Source organism: Pseudomonas sp. C 49-2, from assembly GCF_003970195.1.
Lineage (GTDB): Bacteria > Pseudomonadota > Gammaproteobacteria > Pseudomonadales > Pseudomonadaceae > Aquipseudomonas > Aquipseudomonas canadensis.
On sequence record NZ_RXYG01000002.1, the window covers coordinates 534,830 to 552,731 of the forward strand.

16 protein-coding genes and 1 tRNA gene are annotated in these 17,902 nt (G+C 58.7%); 7 read left to right on the forward strand and 10 right to left on the reverse strand.

The features are described from left to right. The first annotated feature begins 88 nt into the window (after positions 1-88). Both EJ576_RS05960 and uraH read left to right on the forward strand, forming a co-directional pair. On the forward strand, positions 89-562 hold the full coding sequence (locus tag EJ576_RS05960) for a heme-binding protein (RefSeq protein ID WP_126569784.1): 474 nt from the start codon (positions 89-91) through the stop codon (positions 560-562). A 10-nt stretch (positions 563-572) separates the two neighbouring features. Further along, the gene (gene uraH, locus EJ576_RS05965) at positions 573-983 is read left to right on the forward strand and encodes a hydroxyisourate hydrolase (protein WP_126569786.1); all 411 of its coding nucleotides are present in this window, start codon (positions 573-575) and stop codon (positions 981-983) included. Here uraH and EJ576_RS05970 read toward each other — a convergent pair. After that, a complete protein-coding gene (locus EJ576_RS05970; protein ID WP_071489768.1) occupies positions 980-1,669 on the reverse strand; it encodes a Crp/Fnr family transcriptional regulator in 690 nt (229 codons plus the stop codon). The genes uraH and EJ576_RS05970 overlap by 4 nt on opposite strands. Positions 1,670-1,752: 83 nt before the next feature. Between EJ576_RS05970 and EJ576_RS05975 the strand changes: the two genes are divergently transcribed. After that, complete coding sequence (locus EJ576_RS05975) at positions 1,753-2,277, forward strand: DUF962 domain-containing protein (protein WP_122730259.1); 525 nt, start codon at positions 1,753-1,755, stop codon at positions 2,275-2,277. A gap of 123 nt (positions 2,278-2,400) precedes the next feature. Here the strand turns inward: EJ576_RS05975 and EJ576_RS05980 are convergent, their stop codons facing one another. The 6 genes from EJ576_RS05980 to dibA all read right to left on the reverse strand — a co-directional run bounded on the left by EJ576_RS05980 (position 2,401) and on the right by dibA (position 8,726). Further along, a complete protein-coding gene (locus EJ576_RS05980) occupies positions 2,401-3,381 on the reverse strand; it encodes a sulfate/molybdate ABC transporter ATP-binding protein (RefSeq protein ID WP_122730257.1) in 981 nt (326 codons plus the stop codon). Positions 3,382-3,384: 3 nt separating this feature from the next. Continuing rightward, positions 3,385-4,257 (reverse strand): sulfate ABC transporter permease subunit CysW, encoded by an 873-nt coding sequence (gene cysW / locus EJ576_RS05985; protein WP_010214166.1) that lies wholly within the window; start codon positions 4,255-4,257, stop codon positions 3,385-3,387. Positions 4,258-4,270: 13 nt separating this feature from the next. After that, positions 4,271-5,089 carry a sulfate ABC transporter permease subunit CysT gene (cysT, locus tag EJ576_RS05990; protein WP_010214167.1) on the reverse strand — a complete coding sequence of 273 codons (819 nt, stop codon included), beginning with the start codon at positions 5,087-5,089 and terminating at the stop codon, positions 4,271-4,273. Positions 5,090-5,251: 162 nt separating this feature from the next. Further along, positions 5,252-6,262: a sulfate ABC transporter substrate-binding protein gene (locus EJ576_RS06000; RefSeq protein WP_028615255.1), complete on the reverse strand. Its 1,011-nt coding sequence runs from the start codon at positions 6,260-6,262 to the stop codon at positions 5,252-5,254. Between the two features lie 66 nt (positions 6,263-6,328). Further along, positions 6,329-6,511, reverse strand: a complete 183-nt coding sequence (gene oscA / locus EJ576_RS06005) for a sulfur starvation response protein OscA (protein ID WP_003170956.1) — start codon at positions 6,509-6,511, stop codon at positions 6,329-6,331. A gap of 301 nt (positions 6,512-6,812) precedes the next feature. After that, entirely contained in the window at positions 6,813-8,726 is a 1,914-nt protein-coding gene (gene dibA / locus EJ576_RS06010; protein ID WP_123475387.1) for a phosphodiesterase DibA, read from the reverse strand. Positions 8,727-8,891: 165 nt separating this feature from the next. Between dibA and desA the strand changes: the two genes are divergently transcribed. Together desA and EJ576_RS06020 are read left to right on the forward strand one after the other, a co-directional pair. Further along, positions 8,892-10,076 (forward strand): delta-9 fatty acid desaturase DesA, encoded by a 1,185-nt coding sequence (gene desA, locus EJ576_RS06015; protein ID WP_028615253.1) that lies wholly within the window; start codon positions 8,892-8,894, stop codon positions 10,074-10,076. A 188-nt stretch (positions 10,077-10,264) separates the two neighbouring features. Further along, positions 10,265-11,266 carry a sensor domain-containing diguanylate cyclase gene (locus EJ576_RS06020; RefSeq protein ID WP_126569788.1) on the forward strand — a complete coding sequence of 334 codons (1,002 nt, stop codon included), beginning with the start codon at positions 10,265-10,267 and terminating at the stop codon, positions 11,264-11,266. Between the two features lie 31 nt (positions 11,267-11,297). Here the strand turns inward: EJ576_RS06020 and EJ576_RS06025 are convergent, their stop codons facing one another. From EJ576_RS06025 to gabD, 3 genes are all read right to left on the reverse strand, one after another. Further along, complete coding sequence (locus tag EJ576_RS06025) at positions 11,298-12,506, reverse strand: HDOD domain-containing protein (RefSeq protein WP_126569790.1); 1,209 nt, start codon at positions 12,504-12,506, stop codon at positions 11,298-11,300. Between the two features lie 139 nt (positions 12,507-12,645). Next, complete coding sequence (gene gabT, locus EJ576_RS06030; protein WP_028615250.1) at positions 12,646-13,923, reverse strand: 4-aminobutyrate--2-oxoglutarate transaminase; 1,278 nt, start codon at positions 13,921-13,923, stop codon at positions 12,646-12,648. Positions 13,924-14,105: 182 nt separating this feature from the next. Further along, positions 14,106-15,548 carry an NADP-dependent succinate-semialdehyde dehydrogenase gene (gabD, locus tag EJ576_RS06035; protein WP_126569792.1) on the reverse strand — a complete coding sequence of 481 codons (1,443 nt, stop codon included), beginning with the start codon at positions 15,546-15,548 and terminating at the stop codon, positions 14,106-14,108. Positions 15,549-15,919: 371 nt separating this feature from the next. On the opposite strand from gabD, the gene EJ576_RS06040 reads away from it, so the two are divergent. Together EJ576_RS06040 and EJ576_RS06045 are read left to right on the forward strand one after the other, a co-directional pair. After that, a tRNA-Arg gene (locus EJ576_RS06040) sits at positions 15,920-15,996 on the forward strand. A gap of 483 nt (positions 15,997-16,479) precedes the next feature. After that, positions 16,480-17,901 (forward strand): protein kinase, encoded by a 1,422-nt coding sequence (locus tag EJ576_RS06045; RefSeq protein ID WP_126569794.1) that lies wholly within the window; start codon positions 16,480-16,482, stop codon positions 17,899-17,901. The last annotated feature ends 1 nt before the right edge of the window (position 17,902 follow it).

The following is a 17,902-nucleotide window of genomic DNA, read 5'->3' on the forward strand; positions in this document are numbered from 1 at the left end:
TGGTTCATTACAAACCTGTAATCGAATTGTTCGGCTTTTGACCGAGACCGCTGGGTAAGGTAGCGGCCTGCTTTCTGGAGCCGTTTCCATGTACCGCAATGCCTTGTTCTTGAGCTTCGCTATCAGCGCCAGCGTCCTGGCAGCACCACCGCTGCCGCGCCACGCCGACCTGGATTTGCACACCGCACGCCAACTGGCAGACGCCAGCCTGGCGCAGTGCACGGCGGCACTTACCGTACTCGACCGGGGCGGCAATCCATTGCTGAGCCTGCGGGCCGACGGCGTAGGTCCGCACAACAGCATCGCCAGCCAACGCAAAGCGTACACGGCGTTGTCGACTAAAACCCCCACTCGGTTGTTTGCCGAGCGTGCGCGCAACAACCCCGAGGCCGCCAACCTTAACAGCTTGTCCGAATTGCTGTTGCTCGGGGGCGGCGTGCCGCTGTTCGCCGACACTGAACTGGTAGGCGCGCTTGGCATTGCCGGTGCCGGCGGTGCCGAGCAGGACGACGCGTGCGCGGCAAAGGCGGCCAATCAACTTGGCCTGACAATCACCCCTTGAGGAAACCTCGATGAAAAACCTGACTATGACCCTCGCCGCCCTCAGCCTGAGCGGCCTGAGCAGCCTGGCCCTGGCGGCCGGCAACCCGCTGAGCGTGCATGTGCTGAACCTGGAAAACGGTCTGCCGTCTGCCGGTGTCAGCGTCACCCTGGAGCAACACGTAGGCGATCACTGGCAGTCGCTGTCCGAAGGTGTTACCAACCAGCAGGGGCGCATCGCCGAACTGTTCCCGGCCAACCAAGCCATGAAGCCGGGCGAGTATCGCGTGGTGTTCAAGACCGGTGACTACTACAAGAAAGCCAATCGCGAGACGTTTTTCCCGGAAGTCCCGGTGATATTCGAGGTCAAGCAGGCCGACCAGCACTACCACATCCCGCTGCTGCTTAGCCCTTACGGCTTTTCGACGTATCGCGGTTCCTAGCCAGCCCCCGCGGCCTGCCGCAAGCGCGGCAGGTCGAGCACTTCAATCGCGCCGTAACTCAGCTTGATGATCTCCTGCTGCTCTAACGCCTTGAGCAAACTGTTGGTGGTCTGGCGCGACAGGCTCAGCATCGCGGCCAGATCTTCCTGGGGCAGTTGCAGGACGCGACGGGAATGCTCTATCTCGCCGTACCCGCCGGCAATCATCAGCAGCCGGTGAGCAATACGTGTCGACGCCGGCATCAGGCTCATCTGTTCGATATTGATCAGCGACAGGCGCAACTTCTGGCTCATCAACAACGCCATGTCGCGCCAATACGCCGGGCTTTGGTCAAGAATCTCGAGCATCGCCGATTGCGGTACCTGCAACAGCGTGCACGGCCCAACCGACAAGGCGTCGTGGGTACGCGGCAAACCGTCGAACAGGCAGATCTCGCCGAACCAGTAAGGCGTTTCAACCAGGCTCAGAATAGCTTCCTTGCCCTGCGCATTGACCGCGCTGACCCGCACCGCCCCCTCCAATACCGCATACACCCCACAGGGCGGATCACCGCGCCTGAACAGGTACTGCCCCGCCGTCAGCTGACGCAGCCGAGCCGCCGCCAGCAAACTATCCTGTAGCGGTACAGGCAGGTGGCTGAACCACTGGCCGGTGGCCAATCGGGCATGCCATGTTGCCGCAATCATGAGAACTCCAGAGATTGTCGCCCAGTTGACAGTCAGTCGCCGGCTGACGGGAGATGATTAAACATCCTACAGGAGGAATAACAATGAAAAGCCTCGTCGACCACCTCAGTCAATACGCTGCCTACCACCGCGACCCGCGCAATATCGCCAGCCACTTTATCGGCATTCCACTGATTGTGGTTGCGGTGGCCGTGCTGCTGTCGCGCCCGGAATGGGCGATCGGTGGGGTGTGGATTTCACCAGCGGTGATCGTCGCACTGCTGTCGGCGTGGTTTTACCTACGCCTGGAACTGGCGCTGGGTGTGTTGATGACGCTGCTGATGGGCTTGTCGGTATGGGCCGGGCATGTGCTGGCGGCGCAGAGCACGTTGGTGTGGCTCAGCAGCGGCATTGGGATGTTTGTGGTGGGTTGGGTGATTCAGTTCGTCGGGCATTACTACGAAGGCAAGAAGCCGGCGTTTGTGGATGACGTGTCGGGGCTGATCGTGGGGCCGTTGTTTGTGGTGGCGGAGTTGGCGTTTTTGTTGGGGCTGCGCCATGACCTCAAGCAACAGATCGAGGAGCGTTCGGGGCCGGTGGCCGTTAGAGGAAAACGCGCCACGGTCTGAAGATTAATGAAGATCCACGGTGGGAGCCGGGCTTGCCCGCGATAGCATCACCTCGGTCTAATAGTCATACCGAGGTGTTGCTATCGCAGGCAAGCCAGCTCCCACATTGATCTCCATGGGTACTTAGGCTTTTTGCCAGACCTTGGGTTTGAAGAACAGCGTCTCGCCGCGTGCCAAGTTGGTCAGGCTGTCGTGGTCTTTCACCACTTCGGCTTCGATCAATTCGCTCTGGCCTTCGACCTTCAAGGTCACACGCGTGGTCGCGCCCAGCGGGCGAATATCACGCACTTCAGCCGCGTGATGGTCTTCCAGCTCATGCCGTGACAGCGACACTTCGTGGGGACGGAACAGCACGTGTTTGTCTTCACCCAGGTGCAGGCGGTTCGAGTCACCCAGGAAGTGATAAACGAAATCGCTGGCCGGATTTTCGTAGACCTCACCCGGTGAACCGATCTGCTCGATCACGCCCTTGTTCATCACCACGATACGGTCGGCGACTTCCATGGCCTCTTCCTGGTCGTGGGTCACGAACACCGACGTCAGGTTGATGTCTTCGTGCAGGCGTGCCAGCCAGCGACGCAGCTCTTTACGCACCTTGGCGTCGAGGGCGCCGAAGGGTTCGTCCAGCAGCAGCACTTTGGGTTCGACCGCCAGGGCGCGGGCCAGGGCGATACGTTGGCGCTGACCACCGGACAACTGCTCCGGGTAGCGATCCGACAACCAATCCAGCTGCACCATGTTCAACAGCTCATGCACCTTGACCGCGATCTGGCTTTCGTTCGGGCGCTGGTTCTTCGGTTTCATGCGCAGGCCGAACGCCACGTTGTCGAACACGGTCATGTGGCGGAACAGCGCGTAGTGCTGGAATACAAAGCCGACATTGCGATCACGCACGTCGTGGCCGGACACGTCTTCACCGTGGAACACGATGCTGCCGTCATCCGGGGTTTCCAGGCCGGCGATGATGCGCAGCAAGGTGGTCTTGCCGCAGCCGGACGGGCCAAGCAACGCCACCAGCTCGCCACTCTGGATGTCCAGGTTGATGCTGTTCAGGGCCTTGAAGGCGTTGAAGTTCTTGCTGACATTACGGACTTCGATCGACATGACTTATTCCTCAGCCGCACCGGCGCGCAGGCGGTTAATACGGTTCTCGCTCCACTGCTTGAGCAGCAGGATGAAGAGCGCCAGGATCAGCAGCAGACTCGCCACCGCAAACGCGGCAACGTGGTTGTATTCGTTGTAGAGAATCTCGACGTGCAGCGGCAGGGTGTTGGTTACGCCGCGAATGTGGCCGGACACCACCGACACCGCGCCGAACTCACCCATGGCCCGTGCGGTACACAGCACCACGCCGTAGATCAGGCCCCATTTGATGTTCGGCACGGTCACGTGCCAGAACATCTGCCAGCCGTTGGCACCGAGCAGGCGCGCGGCCTCTTCCTCCTGGGTGCCCTGCTCCTGCATCAGCGGGATCAGTTCACGGGCCACGAAGGGCACGGTGACGAAGATGGTTGCCAGCACGATACCGGGCAAGGCGAACACGATCTGGATGTCATGGTCCTGCAGCCACGGCCCAAAAAAGCCCTGGGCGCCGAACATCAGCACATAGACCAGGCCGGCGATCACCGGCGACACCGAGAACGGCAAATCGATGAGCGTCACCAGGATGCTTTTGCCACGGAACGAGTACTTGCTCACGCACCAGGCGGCGCTGACGCCGAACACCAGGTTGAGCGGCACCGAAATCACCACGGCGATCACCGTGAGTTTCAACGCCGATAGCGCATCGGGTTCGAGGATCGCGGTGAAGAACGCGCCGAGGCCGTTCTTCAAGCCCTGGGTCACCACGATAAACAGCGGCAACAGCAGGAACAGCGCAAACACCAGCCAGCCAAGGCCGATCAGGATACGTCGCGATGCAGCGCTGCCACGACGGGCAGCGTTGGCCGAGGACGCGGCGGAAATAGACGATTGGGACATGTTCCGCGCCTCCTTATGGACGTTCGATGCGCCGCTGCAACAAGTTGATCAGCAGCAGCAGGACAAAGGAAACCACCAGCATCAACACGCCGATGGACGTGGCGCCGCGGTAATCGTATTGGTCGAGCTTGACCATGATCAGCAGCGGCAGGATCTCGGTTTTCATCGGCATGTTGCCGGCGATGAAGATCACCGAGCCGTACTCACCGACGCCACGCGCGAACGCCAGGGCGAAACCGGTCAACCAGGCAGGCAGCAACGCGGGCACCAGGATGTGACGGAACACCTGCAACGGCTTGGCGCCCAGGCAGGCGGCGGCTTCTTCGACTTCCCGGGGGATATCGGCCAGTACCGGCTGCACGGTGCGCACCACGAACGGCAGCGTGACGAAGGTCAGCGCCAGGGTGATACCCAAGGGGGTGTAGGCGATCTTGAAGCCCAGGTCCGCGGCGAACTGGCCGACCAGGCCGTTAGGCGTGTACAGCGCGGTCAACGCGATACCGGCAACGGCGGTGGGCAGGGCGAACGGCAGGTCGATCATCGCGTCGATGATCTTGCGACCGGGGAAGGTGTAGCGCACCAGCACCCAGGCCAGCAGCGTACCGATCACGCCGTTGATCAGCGCGGCGTACAGCGCGGTGCTGAAGCTCAGTTGCAACGCCGCCAGCACGCGCGGTGCGGAGATGATGTTCCAGAACTGATCCCAGGTAAGTTGAGCGGCGTGTACAAACATCGCCGCGAGGGGGATGAGTACGATCAGGCTGAGGTACACCACGGTGTAGCCCAGCGTCAGCCCGAAGCCGGGTATGACGGGGGAGATACGACGCGACATAAGAGTCCTTGGTTAAGGGAAAACCACTGGAGACAGACACGTCCTGTGGGAGCTGGCTTGCCTGCGATGCAAGCACCTCGGTATGTCAGTTACACCGCGGTGATGCTATCGCAGGCAAGCCAGCTCCCACAGGGCAAAGCGTGCGCCGCCAGATTGTATGGGTTACTGCGCGGTGTAAATCTGGTCGAACACGCCACCGTCGTTAAAGAATTTTGGTTGGGCAGTTTTCCAGCCGCCGAAGTCTTTGTCGATAGTCACCAGGTCCAGTTTCGGGAACTGCTGGGCGTATTTGGCGGCCACTTTTGCATCGCGTGGGCGGTAGAAGTTCTTCGCCGCAATCTCCTGGCCAGCCGGGCTGTACAGGTGTTTAAGGTATTCGGTGGCGATCTCGGTGTTACCCTTTTTCTCGGCATTCTTGTCGACCACGGCCACTGGCGGCTCCGCGAGGATCGACAGGGAAGGCACGACGATATCGAACTTGTCAGCACCGCCGTCTTCTTTCAGGGCCAAGAAGGCTTCGTTTTCCCAGGCCAACAACACGTCACCCTGACCGTTGTTGACGAAGGTGATGGTCGAACCGCGAGCGCCGGTGTCCAGCACAGGCACGTGCTTGAACAGCTCTTTCACGTATTCCTGGGCCTTGGCTTCGCTGCCACCGGTTTTCAGGCCGTAGGCCCAGGCGGCGAGGAAGTTCCAGCGGGCGCCGCCGGAGGTTTTCGGGTTAGGGGTAATCACGGACACGTCTTTCTTGATCAGGTCGCCCCAGTCCTTGATGCCTTTAGGGTTGCCCTTGCGCACCAGGAACACGATAGTCGAGGTGTACGGAGTGCTGGCGTCTGGCAGGCGAGTCTGCCAGTTTTCCGGCAGGGTCTTGCCCAGCTTGGCGATTTCGTCGATGTCACCGGCCAGGGCCAGGGTGACCACGTCGGCGCGCAGGCCGTCGATCACCGCGCGGCCTTGCTTGCCCGAACCACCGTGGGATTGCTGGATCTTGACGTTGTCACCGGGGTGGGACTGTTTCCAGAAGTTGGTGAACTCAGCGTTGTAGTCCTGGTACAGCTCACGGGTCGGGTCGTACGAGACGTTGAGCAACTCGTAGTCCTTGGCAACGGCTGAACCTGCAAACACGGCGCTGGCCAGGGCGGCCAAGGCATAACGGCGAATCGACGACATAGAAGCTCCTGAAATTCTGGGGTGTTGGCTTTTTCTTATTAAGTGCGGGTCTATCGCCGTCAGTGCTTAGCTCGGTTTGTTACCCGGGTTCTGCAAACGGAATTTTTCTTTGCGTTCGATCTGTACCACTTGAGCGTTGTGCACAGTGATTTCCACCGCGCCAAACCGCAGATCGCGCAAGGCGCTCTGGATCTCACGCAAAATGGCTGCTTCGTCCTGGCCGTCGACGCTACGTAGAGATGCGCTCATGGTCTCGCTCCTGAAATGAATAGTGCCTCGCAGTGGCGGCACTGCTTGCGGCGTGAGGGCGATAGTAGATAAGCGCGGATATTCTTAAAAATACTATTTAAGAATGTTTATATAACCAGAAAGAATTTTCTGGTGGGACGTGGGGTTGCGAGCAGGTTTGGTGCCCAAGTACGTAAATAAAGCCTAGAGAAGATCCAATTGTGGGAGCGGGCTTGCCCGCGAAAGCGGTGTGTCAGCTTAAAATGTGTTAACTGATCCACCGCATTCTCGGGCAAGCCCGCTCCCACCTTTTGACTGCATTTCAGGTCTGGATTGGGGGGGCTCGGTGCCAATCAATTTCGTGGACCGGCATCGGCCTGCCAAACCAATACCCCTGCCCCATATCGCAGTCCTGACCCAACAGAAACCGCGCCTGTTCAACCTGCTCGATCCCCTCGGCATGCACCTGCATGCCCATGCTTTTAGCGAGGGCGATCACCACGCGCACGATGGCCGCGTCATCTTCGTCCCAGGGCAAACCGGCAACAAAGCCCTGGTCGATCTTGAGCTTCTGCACCGGCAGGCGCTTGAGGCGCAGCAGTGACGAGTAACCAGTGCCAAAATCATCGATCGCCAGACGCAACCCCAACTCTCGGAGACGGTGCATCTGCTCCAGCGCGACTTCCGGGTCTTCCATCACCGCGCTTTCGGTGACTTCCAGCTCGAGAAAGGCCGGATCCAGGCCCGTGTCATGCAGCACCTGGGCGACCTGTTCATACAGCTCACGCCGCGCAAACAGGCGGCTGGACACATTGATGGCGATAAAACTCAACGGTGCCCCCTCGGCCAGCCATTGGCACATCTGCCGACACGCCTGGTTCATCACCCAGGCATCAATCTCGGCAATCAGCCCGGTGCGCTCGGCGATCGGGATAAATTCCCCCGGCGGCACCAGGCCGCGTTCCGGGTGCTGCCAGCGCACCAGCGCTTCGACGCCGATCAGACGGCTATTGTGCAGGTCGTGCACGGGTTGGTAATAGACGCAGAGTTCCTGCTGTTCGAGGGCGCGGCGCAGTTCGCTGGCGACTTCCACGCGATTCTGCGCGTGGGCGGTCAGTTCCTCGGTGTACAAGGCGTAGCCTTCGCGCCCGGCGCTCTTGGCCTTGAACAGCGCGGAGTCGGCGTTTCGCAGCAACTGCTCGGCGCTCAGGGCATCGTTGGGGAACAGGCTGATCCCGATACTGGCGCTGATAAACAGCTGGTGGCCATCAAAGATGAAGGGCTGTTTCATCGCCTCCAGCATGCGCTGCGCCAGACCCGCGGCCTGGGCCACCTGTGGACAACTTTCCACCAGCACCGCGAACTCATCCCCACCCAGGCGCGCCAGGGTCACGCCGGGGCCAAACAGTGCCTTGAGCCGCTCGCCCACCAGCTTGAGCAATTGGTCTCCGACGTTATGGCCCAGGCTGTCGTTGATGATCTTGAAGTGGTCCAGGTCCAGCAACAGCAAGGCGCAGCCACGCTTGTGGATCTGCGCCGAGGCCAGCGCCTGCTCGGCGCGGTCGGTGAATAGCAGGCGGTTGGGCAAGTCGGTCAGCGGATCGTGGTGCGCGAGGTGGGCCAGTTCGTGCTCGGAGTCCTTGATGGCGCTGATGTCGGAAAACACCGCCACATAATGGCTGACCTTGCCCTGGTCATCGTGAATCACCCGAATGGTTTGCCACTGTGGATAAATCTCACCGCTTTTGCGTCGGTTCCAGATTTCACCGCTCCATTCGCCGGTGCGTTCCAGGCTCTGGAACATCTGTTGATAGAAATTCGACGAATGGCGACCGGATTTGAACAGGCTGGGCTGATGCCCCATGACGTCTTCGCGGCTGTAGCCAGTGATTTCCATGAACGCCCGGTTGACGTGCACGATCAGCCCCTGTGCGTCGGTGACCAACACGCCTTCGCGGGTGCAATCAAACACGGCGGCGGCCTGGCGCAGGCGTTCACGGTTTTCTTTCAGGGGCTGTTGCAGCTGGTTGGCCCGGGCAAACCGGGCGCAGATCAGGTAAATCGCCAGGGCGCTGAGCGCCACCCACACATAGCCGCGCACCTGCAGCCAGTGGGTCAGCTCACTCGGGTTATCGAGAAACTCGATCAATACGCGCTGGGTTACGCCGATCCACAGAACGGAAACCAGCAGGTATACCAGCCCAGCACGCAGGGCACCTCGGTATGAAAACAGCATATGGTCAGTAATCCTTACCAAAAAACAGAATCGCCCTACAAAGGCTGCGGATTATAGAATAAGAAACATCCAGTCACTCCTATCTGAAAGGGCGGCTGGTTTTCTCTGTAGGCTTAGTGATAATGCGTGAGCTGTTCTTTTCTTTATCTGAGGGCCATACAGCCTATGTGGTACAACGGTTTTCTTGACCTGTCAGCCTGGCAACTGGTGGCGGTCACTCTGTTGATGACCCACGTGACCATCGTTGCGGTCACAGTCTATCTGCATCGCTATTCAGCCCATCGCTCCCTGGAGCTCAATGCCGGCCTGAAACACTTTTTCCGCTTCTGGCTGTGGTTGACCACGGCGCAGAACACCCGCGAGTGGACCGCCATCCACCGCAAGCACCACGCCAAGTGCGAAACCGTCGACGACCCGCACAGCCCGGTCATCAAGGGCTTGTCCACCGTGATGCGCAAAGGTGCCGAGCTGTACCGCGCCGAGGCCGAAAACCCCGAGACCCTGCGCATCTACGGCAAGAACTGCCCGGAAGACTGGATCGAACGCAAAATCTACACGCCCTACCCGTTGCTGGGCGTGGCGATCATGGGTGTGATCGACCTGCTGCTGTTCGGCACCATCGGCATCACCATCTGGGCGATCCAGATGATGTGGATCCCGTTCTGGGCCGCCGGCGTGATCAACGGCCTGGGGCATGCCGTGGGTTATCGCAACTTCGAATGCCGTGACGCGGCGACCAACCTGGTGCCGTGGGGCATCATCGTCGGTGGCGAAGAGCTGCATAACAACCATCACACCTACCCCAACTCCGCCAAGCTGTCGGTGAAGAAGTGGGAATTCGACATGGGCTGGGCATGGATCAAAGTCTTCAGCTTCCTGCGCCTGGCCAAGGTGCAACGCGTCGCGCCCATCGCCCACCGTGTGGAAGGCAAGGGCCATCTGGACATGGACACTGCCATGGCGATCCTCAATAACCGTTTCCAGATCATGGCCCAGTACCGCAAGTTGGTGATCGCCCCCCTGGTCAAGCAGGAGCTGGAAAAGGTCGATCACTCCGTTCGCCACCAATTCCACCGTGCCAAGCGCCTGCTATCGCGAGAAACCAGTTTGCTGGATGACCGCCACCATGTGCGTATCCAGAGCATGCTGGAACACAGCCAGGCGCTGAAAGTGATCTACGAAAAGCGCCTGGCGCTGCAGCAGATCTGGCTGAAGACCAGTTCCAATGGCCACGATATGCTCGCGGCCATCAAGGAATGGGTGCATGAGGCCGAGGCCAGCGGCATCCAGTCCCTGCGGGATTTTGCCCACCAATTGAAGACCTATTCACTGCGTCCTGCAGCGGTCTGACAGTGCGCTGGGAGGGCCTGCCCTCCCAGCCATCGGCTTTTTGGCGTCATTTCTCGGACACCGGCAATCGGTCCTGTTGACGGAACTTCACTGCAATTCGCCTCTCTCAATGAACACTTCGCCATCATGGTGGCCCCTTGTAGTGACCGCTGTTCCAACTTGCGGCGCGCCCAGAGAGAGTTGTGCCGATGGTTCACGAAAATCCATACTTGCCCGATCCTCCCACCGCTGAACATCCGCGTCCGGCTGCCGCCGCGACCCTGTTGGCGCTGGTGCATGCCCAGGGTGAAGTCGAGCGGTTGAGCGAGCGTGAGCAACTGTTGAGTTCGATGCTGGTGAGCGTGAACGCCGTGCTGTGGGCCATGGATTGGGAAACGCGCCGCGTGCTGTACGTGAGCCCGGCCTATGAACGCGTTTTCGGACGTTCCGCCGGACTGCTGCTGGCCGACCATCGGGAATGGCGCAACAGTATTCACCCCGAAGACCTCGACTACGCCGAGCACAGCCTGGCCCGCGTGCTGGAACAGGGTGCCGTGGAGGACCGCGAGTATCGCATCATCACCGCCGACGGGCAGATCCGCTGGCTGAGCGACAAGTGCTACATCAACCAGCAGGTCGAACCCGGCGAACCGTTGATCGTGGTGGGCATGGCCGAAGACATCACTGAAAAGAAGCAACTGGAACTGGAGCTGCACCGCCTGGCCACCACCGACGTGCTGACCCAGAGCAGCAACCGCCGGCACTTCTTCGAATGCGCCAACCAGGCCTTCGATACGGCCTGTGCCCAAGGTGCGCCGTTGGCTTTCCTGCTGCTGGACATCGATGACTTCAAGGACGTCAACGACAGCTATGGCCACCTGGAAGGTGATCAGGTGTTGCGCCGTATCGCCGAGAGCGGTCGCGGAGTATTGCGCCGTGGCGACCTGTTCGGGCGCATTGGCGGCGAAGAATTCGCAGCCGTCCTGCCCGGCTGCGCGCCGGAGATGGCCTTGCAAGTGGCGGAGCGGCTGGGCAGGGAAATTCAGGAACTGAGTTTCAGCTATGAAGGCCAGGTTTTCAGCGTGACTATCAGTCAGGGACTGGCCAGCCTCACCGAAAAAGACTCGACACTGGACAGCCTGTTCGCCCGCGCCGATGCGGCGATGTATGAGGCTAAGCGCCAGGGCAAGAACCGTGTCATAGCGGGCTAACACCAGCTCCTACAGGGGTTCGGTGTGGACTTCAGGCCTTGCGGATCCGCGTCAGTTCCGCCAGGCCGACCTTGAGCAATCGCGCAGTCTTGCCCCTGGCCAGCTCTTCCAAACCTTCATGCTCAGTCAAACGCGCCATCTGCGCCGCCAGGTTCACCACCAATGCATCCCTGGCATACACACCGCCCTCCAACGAGTAAATCGCCGCGATCAACTGGCGCAGTTCCAGCGGTAAACGCCAACGCGCGCGCAGTGCCGAACCATAGGCTGCGCCGAAGGTGTAGAGCGACTCACCAATCGCTTCCTCATCCAATGCACCACCGCCCTGACGCCAATCTTCCAGGCAGCGCAACAGCGCCAGGTCACCGAGCCGATGGAGGATACCAGCGCTGTAGCAGCGTTCGTGGTCCAACTCCAGCATGCGTGCCAGCCGGCGAGCGTAGTCGGCGGTGTCCTGGGACAATTGCCAATGGCGCTCCGCATAGGCCACCAAGGCCGGGTCGCCCAATACCACGTTGTGCTTGAGCGCCAGGCCAAGAATAAGGTTCATGCTTTGCCCCGGCACCAGCTTTTGCAACGCAGCAGGCAAGGTTTGCACGGGGGTACCGTGATGGCCGGCGCTGTTGGCGGCGGCGATCAGCACGGCGGTGATTTGCGGGTCCATGCGCACCTGGTCTTCAAGCCGCTTGAGGTCCAAGCCATCGGGGCCGAGACTGTGTTGCACGGCGGCTTTCACATCGACTCGCAAGGGTGCGCCATCGGACGCTTCGCGGCGGCGCTCAAGGAACACTGGCAAGGTCATGCCCGGCGCCAGCGGCGGAATCTCGCAGTACACCGTTTCGCCTTCATTGAGCAGCAGGTCTTGCAGGCGCTGGGTCAGGCCTTCCATGTTCAGGGGTTTGGTCAGGTACGCCGTGGGCGCCAGTGGCAAGGCTTCGCGCACGCTGGCGCTGTCATTGCGACTGCTCAGCAGAATGAACGGCAGACCGGGCGAGCGACGCTTCTGGCGTACAGTGCGCAACAGGCTCAAGCCGTCGACACCCGGCAGCTCCCAATCGGCCAGGATCAGATCGTAGGCTTTCTCTCGCAGCAACGTCGCCGCCTGTTGCCCATCGGCACACACATCCAGCCGCGCGTCGCAGCGCACATTCAACAGCACTTGCTTGAGCAAATCCCGTGACCAAGGGTCCGCCTCGGCAATCAACACACGGGGTACAGCGGGTAAATCAACAGCAGTCATCCAGCACGCTCCATCGGCAATGCTTGCACCTTAGACAATGGAGCGGCCTACGTACAATGAACACGGCCTGAATGTGTGGTGATGGGTATAAAAAAACCCGCCGAAGCGGGTTTTTTCTGTCGATCAGGTCAGCATCCGCTTACAGCTCGGAGAAGCACTCTTCGATGATCGCCAGGCCTTTGTCCAACTGCTCGTCCGGCGAGGTCAACGGAACCAGTACGCGCAACACGTTGCCGTAGGTGCCGCAGCTCAACAGGATCAGGCCCTTGTCACGTGCCTTGGCTACCACGGCGGCAACCGCAGCGGCGTTTGGCTTGTGGCTGTCGCCACCTTCGAACAGCTCGACCGCGATCATTGCGCCCAAAGCGCGCACTTCGCCGATCACCGGGTACTTGGCCTGGATAGCTTTCAGACCGGTCACCAGACGCTCGCCGACAGCCTTGCAGCGGTCCAGCAGGTGCTCTTCTTCGAACACTTCCATCACGGCCAGGGCCGCGGCGCAAGCGATCGGGCTACCAGCGTAGGTGCCGCCCAGGCCGCCTGGCGCGATGGCGTCCATGTACTCGGCCTTGCCGCACACACCAGCCAGCGGGAAGCCGCCGGCGATGGACTTGGCGAAGGTGGTCAGATCGGCGGCAACGCCCATCTGCTCCATGGCGAAGAAAGTACCAGTACGGCCGGCACCGGTTTGCACTTCGTCAGCGATCAGCAGGATGCCGTGCTTGTCGCACAGTTCACGCAGGCGCTTCATGAAGGATTTAGGCGCGACGTAGAACCCACCTTCGCCCTGCACCGGCTCGATGATGATGGCAGCGATATCACGCGGCTCGGCATCGTTCTTGAAGATGCGTTCGATGCTGGCGATGGCGTCGTCGTCGCTCACGCCGTGCAGTTCGTTCGGGAACAGCGCGCGGAACACGCCGCCTGGCATCAGGCCCATGCCGGCCGAATAAGGCACGACTTTACCCGTGAGACCCAGGGTCATCATGGTGCGGCCGTGGTAGGCGCCGGTGAAGGCGATCACACCGGCACGGCCAGTGGCGGCGCGGGCGATTTTCACGGCGTTTTCGACGGCTTCGGAACCGGTGGTGACCAGCAGGGTTTTCTTGGCGAAATCACCTGGGACCTTGGCGTTGATTTTTTCGCACAGTTCCACGTAAGGCTCGTAGGCCAGTACCTGGAAGCAGGTGTGCGTCAGCTTGTTCAGTTGCTCGGTCACGGCGGCGATGATTTTCGGGTGCACGTGGCCGGTGTTCAGCACGGCGATACCGCCGGCGAAGTCGATGAACTCGCGACCTTCAACGTCGGTCACGGTGGCGTTCTTCGCGGATTCGGCGAAGATCGGGTGAATCTGGCCAACACCGCGCGGGACAGCGGCTTCGCGGCGTTTCATCAGGGATGCGTTGGTCTTGCTCATAAAGTCCTCATTCGCCACTCATCGGGTGGCGTGGTCCAAGGAATACGTGGCGGGGAGGCAACTGCGGCAGCATGCGATGATCGACTGCCACAGCTTTCCCGGCCACTACGAATTACGGGGTGAAACACGCAAAGGGTCAGCGCTCTCGTGCCCTCTGCGTTTGCCGCGATCTCTTGCTGAGCTTAGATGCCCAGGCAGAGGTATTTGATTTCCAGGTAATCCTCGATCCCGTACTTGGAGCCTTCACGGCCCAGGCCCGAGGCCTTGATGCCGCCAAACGGCGCCACTTCGTTGGAGATCAACCCAGTGTTGACGCCGACCATGCCGTATTCCAGGGCTTCGGCCACACGGAACACACGGCCCAGGTCGCGGGCATAGAAGTAGGAGGCCAGGCCGAACTCGGTGTCGTTGGACATCGCGATCACTTCGGCTTCGTCCTTGAAACGGAACAGCGGCGCCAGCGGGCCGAAGGTTTCTTCCTTCGCCACGGCAGCGTCCTTCGGCACGTCGACCAGGATAGTCGGCTCGAAGAAGTTGCCTTCCATCACCTTGCCACCGGCCAACAGCTTGGCGCCTTTGCTCAGGGCATCAGCAATGTGTTCCTGGACCTTGGCCACGGCTTTTTCGTCGATCAGCGGGCCAGTGGTAGTGCCGTCTTCCAGACCGTTGCCGATCTTCAACTTGGCGACTGCCACTTTGAGTTTTTCGGCAAAGGCGTCGTACACCGAATCCTGAATGTACAGGCGGTTGGCACAGACGCAGGTCTGACCGTTGTTGCGGTACTTGGAAATGATCGCGCCTTCGACGGCCTTATCCAGGTCCGCGTCGTCGAACACGATGAACGGCGCGTTGCCGCCCAGTTCCAGGGAGACTTTCTTGATGTCCTTGGCGCATTCGGCCATCAGTTGGCGACCGATTTCGGTCGAGCCGGTGAAGGACAATTTGCGCACAATCGGGTTGCTGGTCAGCTCGCCGCCGATGTCGCCAGCGCTGCCGGTCACAACGCTCAGCACGCCTTTCGGGATACCGGCACGGTGCGCCAGCTCAACCAGGGCCAGGGCCGAGAACGGAGTTTGCGAAGCCGGCTTGATCACCATGGTGCAACCGGCGGCCAGGGCCGGGCCGGCTTTACGGGTGATCATCGCGGCCGGGAAGTTCCACGGGGTGATCGCAGCGGTCACGCCGATCGGCTGCTTGATCACAATCAGGCGCTTGTCAGGCTGGTGCCCAGGAATCACGTCGCCGTAGATGCGCTTGGCTTCTTCGGCGAACCACTCGATAAAGGAGGCGGCGTAGACAATTTCGCCCTTGGCTTCGGCCAGTGGTTTGCCTTGCTCGAGGGTCATCAGGCGGCCGAGGTCGTCCTGGTTTTCGATCAACAGTTCGAACCAGCGGCGCAGCTTGTTGGCGCGCTCCTTGGCGGTCAGTGCACGCCAGGCCGGCAGCGCCTTGTCGGCGGCTTCGATGGCGCGGCGTGTTTCAGCGGCGCCCATCTTCGGCACGGTGCCAAGAATCTCACCCGTGGCCGGGTTGTTGACCTTGATGGTCTGACCGTTGTCCGCATCGACCCAAGCGCCATCGATAAAGGCTTGCTGGCGGAACAACTGGGTATCTTTGAGCTGCATGTCGGCTTTCCTTAACAGCACCGCGCGCACGCGGAGCGAATTAGAGTTGTTGAAAGGCGCCTTGTGGGCTGCCGTCAGGGAAATCAGCCCCAGCGCGCAAGAGAAGTGGAAGCGTGCGCGGGAGACAGAGCGTTTGAAATCTCAAACGAATCCTAGGATCAATGGGGGTGCAGGGCAATAGTCTGTTCGAAAAAAAGAACGAAAACGACGCATCTATCGGATTTATCAGATCAGCGTAGTTGGGCCGGGTTCCTGCGCCCTGATCGGTGGCGCCCGGCTTAGGGCCTCTGTAAGGCAAATTCCTACACATGAACGCCCAAAGACCGGCATGGACGCCCAAGGTCGACATGGGTATGATGTCGCCCGCACAAGCATCCGTAGCTCAGCTGGATAGAGTACTGCCCTCCGAAGGCAGGGGTCGTGGGTTCGAATCCCGCCGGGTGCACCAGATATGATGAGAAAGCCCCAGGTCGAAAGGCCTGGGGCTTTTTTGTGGGCGATTTTTTGTAAGCCTTGGGGCGCAACTTTCTGGAATTTCCGGATAGTTGCATCTCATATGGCTCTTGTGATCTCAGGGCAGCAGTTGGCATTGCTCCTAGCCTGCAATCCTGCGTTAGGTGTGTTGTCACGCAATGAATAGGGCTTTGGTCTGAACGTAAATAAATCTGTCCCCATTTTCCCCTAAATAAATCTGTCCCCATTTTCACTCTGCAAGGATGCTCTCTCTAAGAATACGGGCGTCATCGAGACAAAACGTGCCCTCAATAAACCCTTCAAAACCCTGCACCTAAAGTTACCGAATAGGAGTATTCAAAGGAGTGGAGAGTCGCTACTCTCAATCGGCACGCTTGTAAGCGTTCAGATGGAGCTTGGTCGGCCTTGAGTGTGCTTTACGCAGCTTGCTAGAGAGCTTACAGATAAGGAGAAAGGGATGCCCGATTTAGCACGGTCAGTGATTGACGATATTGAGAAACGTCTCATTACCTACCTTCAACAACGGGGTGGGTACGACTTACCGGAATATATTGCCGCCGGGGGGTCCGCAGCAGTCTTTAAAGCGAACGGACCAAATGGATACAGAGCTTTTAAAGTATTTGATCCTGTGCTGATAGCAGATGAAGCCGACAGTCCAGACAAGCGACGGTTAGAGCTTCAACGCAGGCTGATAGGTCATGACTGTCCATACTTAGTTCAAACTTATGCTGTAGACATCGCACTAGGCACCGCCTTTATTGAAATGGAGTACGTAGACTGGCCGCAACTTAAGAAAGAGCTAAGTAACGTACCGGACAGCCAGGTTACTTGCCTAATATCAAAACTTGTAGATGCAGTTCGCTATTTAGAATCAAAAGACATAGTTCACCGCGACATTAAACCAGAAAATATACACATTTCACCTAAATTTGATAACTTAAAACTCCTAGACCTTGGCGTTGCTAGGGAATTTGAAAGTTCCAGTGAAGCTGCGAATACAGATGGCAATAATAAGCGCCCCTTCTTAGCTACCGCACAATACAGCTCACCCGAATATCTATTTAGGCTTGACCAGCCGTCCAAGGAGCTATGGCAAGGATTAAATTTCTATCAAGTAGGCGCAGTACTTCATGACATAATAATGAAAACACCTATATTCCAGCAAGAAATAGAGCTGGACAACCGATGGCTAGTAGCCCGCGCAGTCCTAACTAAAACCCCTTCTTTTGACGACTCCCAACCGCACCGACTACTACAACATAAAGCCCTAGCATCAAGATGTTTAACGAAAGATCTGTTTCGCCGCTTAAAAACTGTATCTTGGGATGATTTCTTATTTGAAAACACAGAACCTCCTCTTAAACAGCTTCGCAGGCTAGTGGTAAAAACAACTTCTTGTAGCGGCGCGATAGAGCGTGAATCCGAAGATGCAAAAATAGCATTTGATCGTACAGAGTTTTGGAACAGAATTTCTGAGCGTCTTAGAACGGAATTAATTGAAGCCTGCGGAGTTGAGCTACCTGCAAAATTTAAAATGCCGTCAAACTCGACAGATGACATTATATTTTCTTGCAGTCCGCAAAAGAACGTTTCAATCATGTGCTATCTTTCTATAAATTGGATGCGTGAGCTATATGCTAGAAGCGCAGAAATAACCCTCTCATCCACAATATTAATCAATAAATTAGATTCTACAACCAAGAACCTAACCAAACTCATTATCTGCGAATGTAATATTAATGGCGCAGAGCAAGAAGCCGTCACCAATATCTCCAATGCAATAGCAACATCGGTATCAAATGGAATCAATTTAACCAATAACGCGAATGAGCTAGCTGACCTACATCAGTTAGACATTCTAGTTAAACAAGGAAGATAAA

Coding starts and splice junctions, on each gene's coding strand:
- oscA (WP_003170956.1), bottom strand. CDS start 6,511: ATGAGCGCATCTCTACGTAGCGTCGACGGCCAGGACGAAGCAGCCATT.
- EJ576_RS06020 (WP_126569788.1), top strand. CDS start 10,265: ATGGTTCACGAAAATCCATACTTGCCCGATCCTCCCACCGCTGAACAT.
- EJ576_RS05960 (WP_126569784.1), top strand. CDS start 89: ATGTACCGCAATGCCTTGTTCTTGAGCTTCGCTATCAGCGCCAGCGTC.
- dibA (WP_123475387.1), bottom strand. CDS start 8,726: ATGCTGTTTTCATACCGAGGTGCCCTGCGTGCTGGGCTGGTATACCTG.
- EJ576_RS05970 (WP_071489768.1), bottom strand. CDS start 1,669: ATGATTGCGGCAACATGGCATGCCCGATTGGCCACCGGCCAGTGGTTC.
- EJ576_RS06025 (WP_126569790.1), bottom strand. CDS start 12,506: ATGACTGCTGTTGATTTACCCGCTGTACCCCGTGTGTTGATTGCCGAG.
- EJ576_RS06000 (WP_028615255.1), bottom strand. CDS start 6,262: ATGTCGTCGATTCGCCGTTATGCCTTGGCCGCCCTGGCCAGCGCCGTG.
- EJ576_RS05975 (WP_122730259.1), top strand. CDS start 1,753: ATGAAAAGCCTCGTCGACCACCTCAGTCAATACGCTGCCTACCACCGC.
- gabT (WP_028615250.1), bottom strand. CDS start 13,923: ATGAGCAAGACCAACGCATCCCTGATGAAACGCCGCGAAGCCGCTGTC.
- EJ576_RS06045 (WP_126569794.1), top strand. CDS start 16,480: ATGCCCGATTTAGCACGGTCAGTGATTGACGATATTGAGAAACGTCTC.
- cysT (WP_010214167.1), bottom strand. CDS start 5,089: ATGTCGCGTCGTATCTCCCCCGTCATACCCGGCTTCGGGCTGACGCTG.
- cysW (WP_010214166.1), bottom strand. CDS start 4,257: ATGTCCCAATCGTCTATTTCCGCCGCGTCCTCGGCCAACGCTGCCCGT.
- EJ576_RS05980 (WP_122730257.1), bottom strand. CDS start 3,381: ATGTCGATCGAAGTCCGTAATGTCAGCAAGAACTTCAACGCCTTCAAG.
- uraH (WP_126569786.1), top strand. CDS start 573: ATGAAAAACCTGACTATGACCCTCGCCGCCCTCAGCCTGAGCGGCCTG.
- gabD (WP_126569792.1), bottom strand. CDS start 15,548: ATGCAGCTCAAAGATACCCAGTTGTTCCGCCAGCAAGCCTTTATCGAT.
- desA (WP_028615253.1), top strand. CDS start 8,892: ATGTGGTACAACGGTTTTCTTGACCTGTCAGCCTGGCAACTGGTGGCG.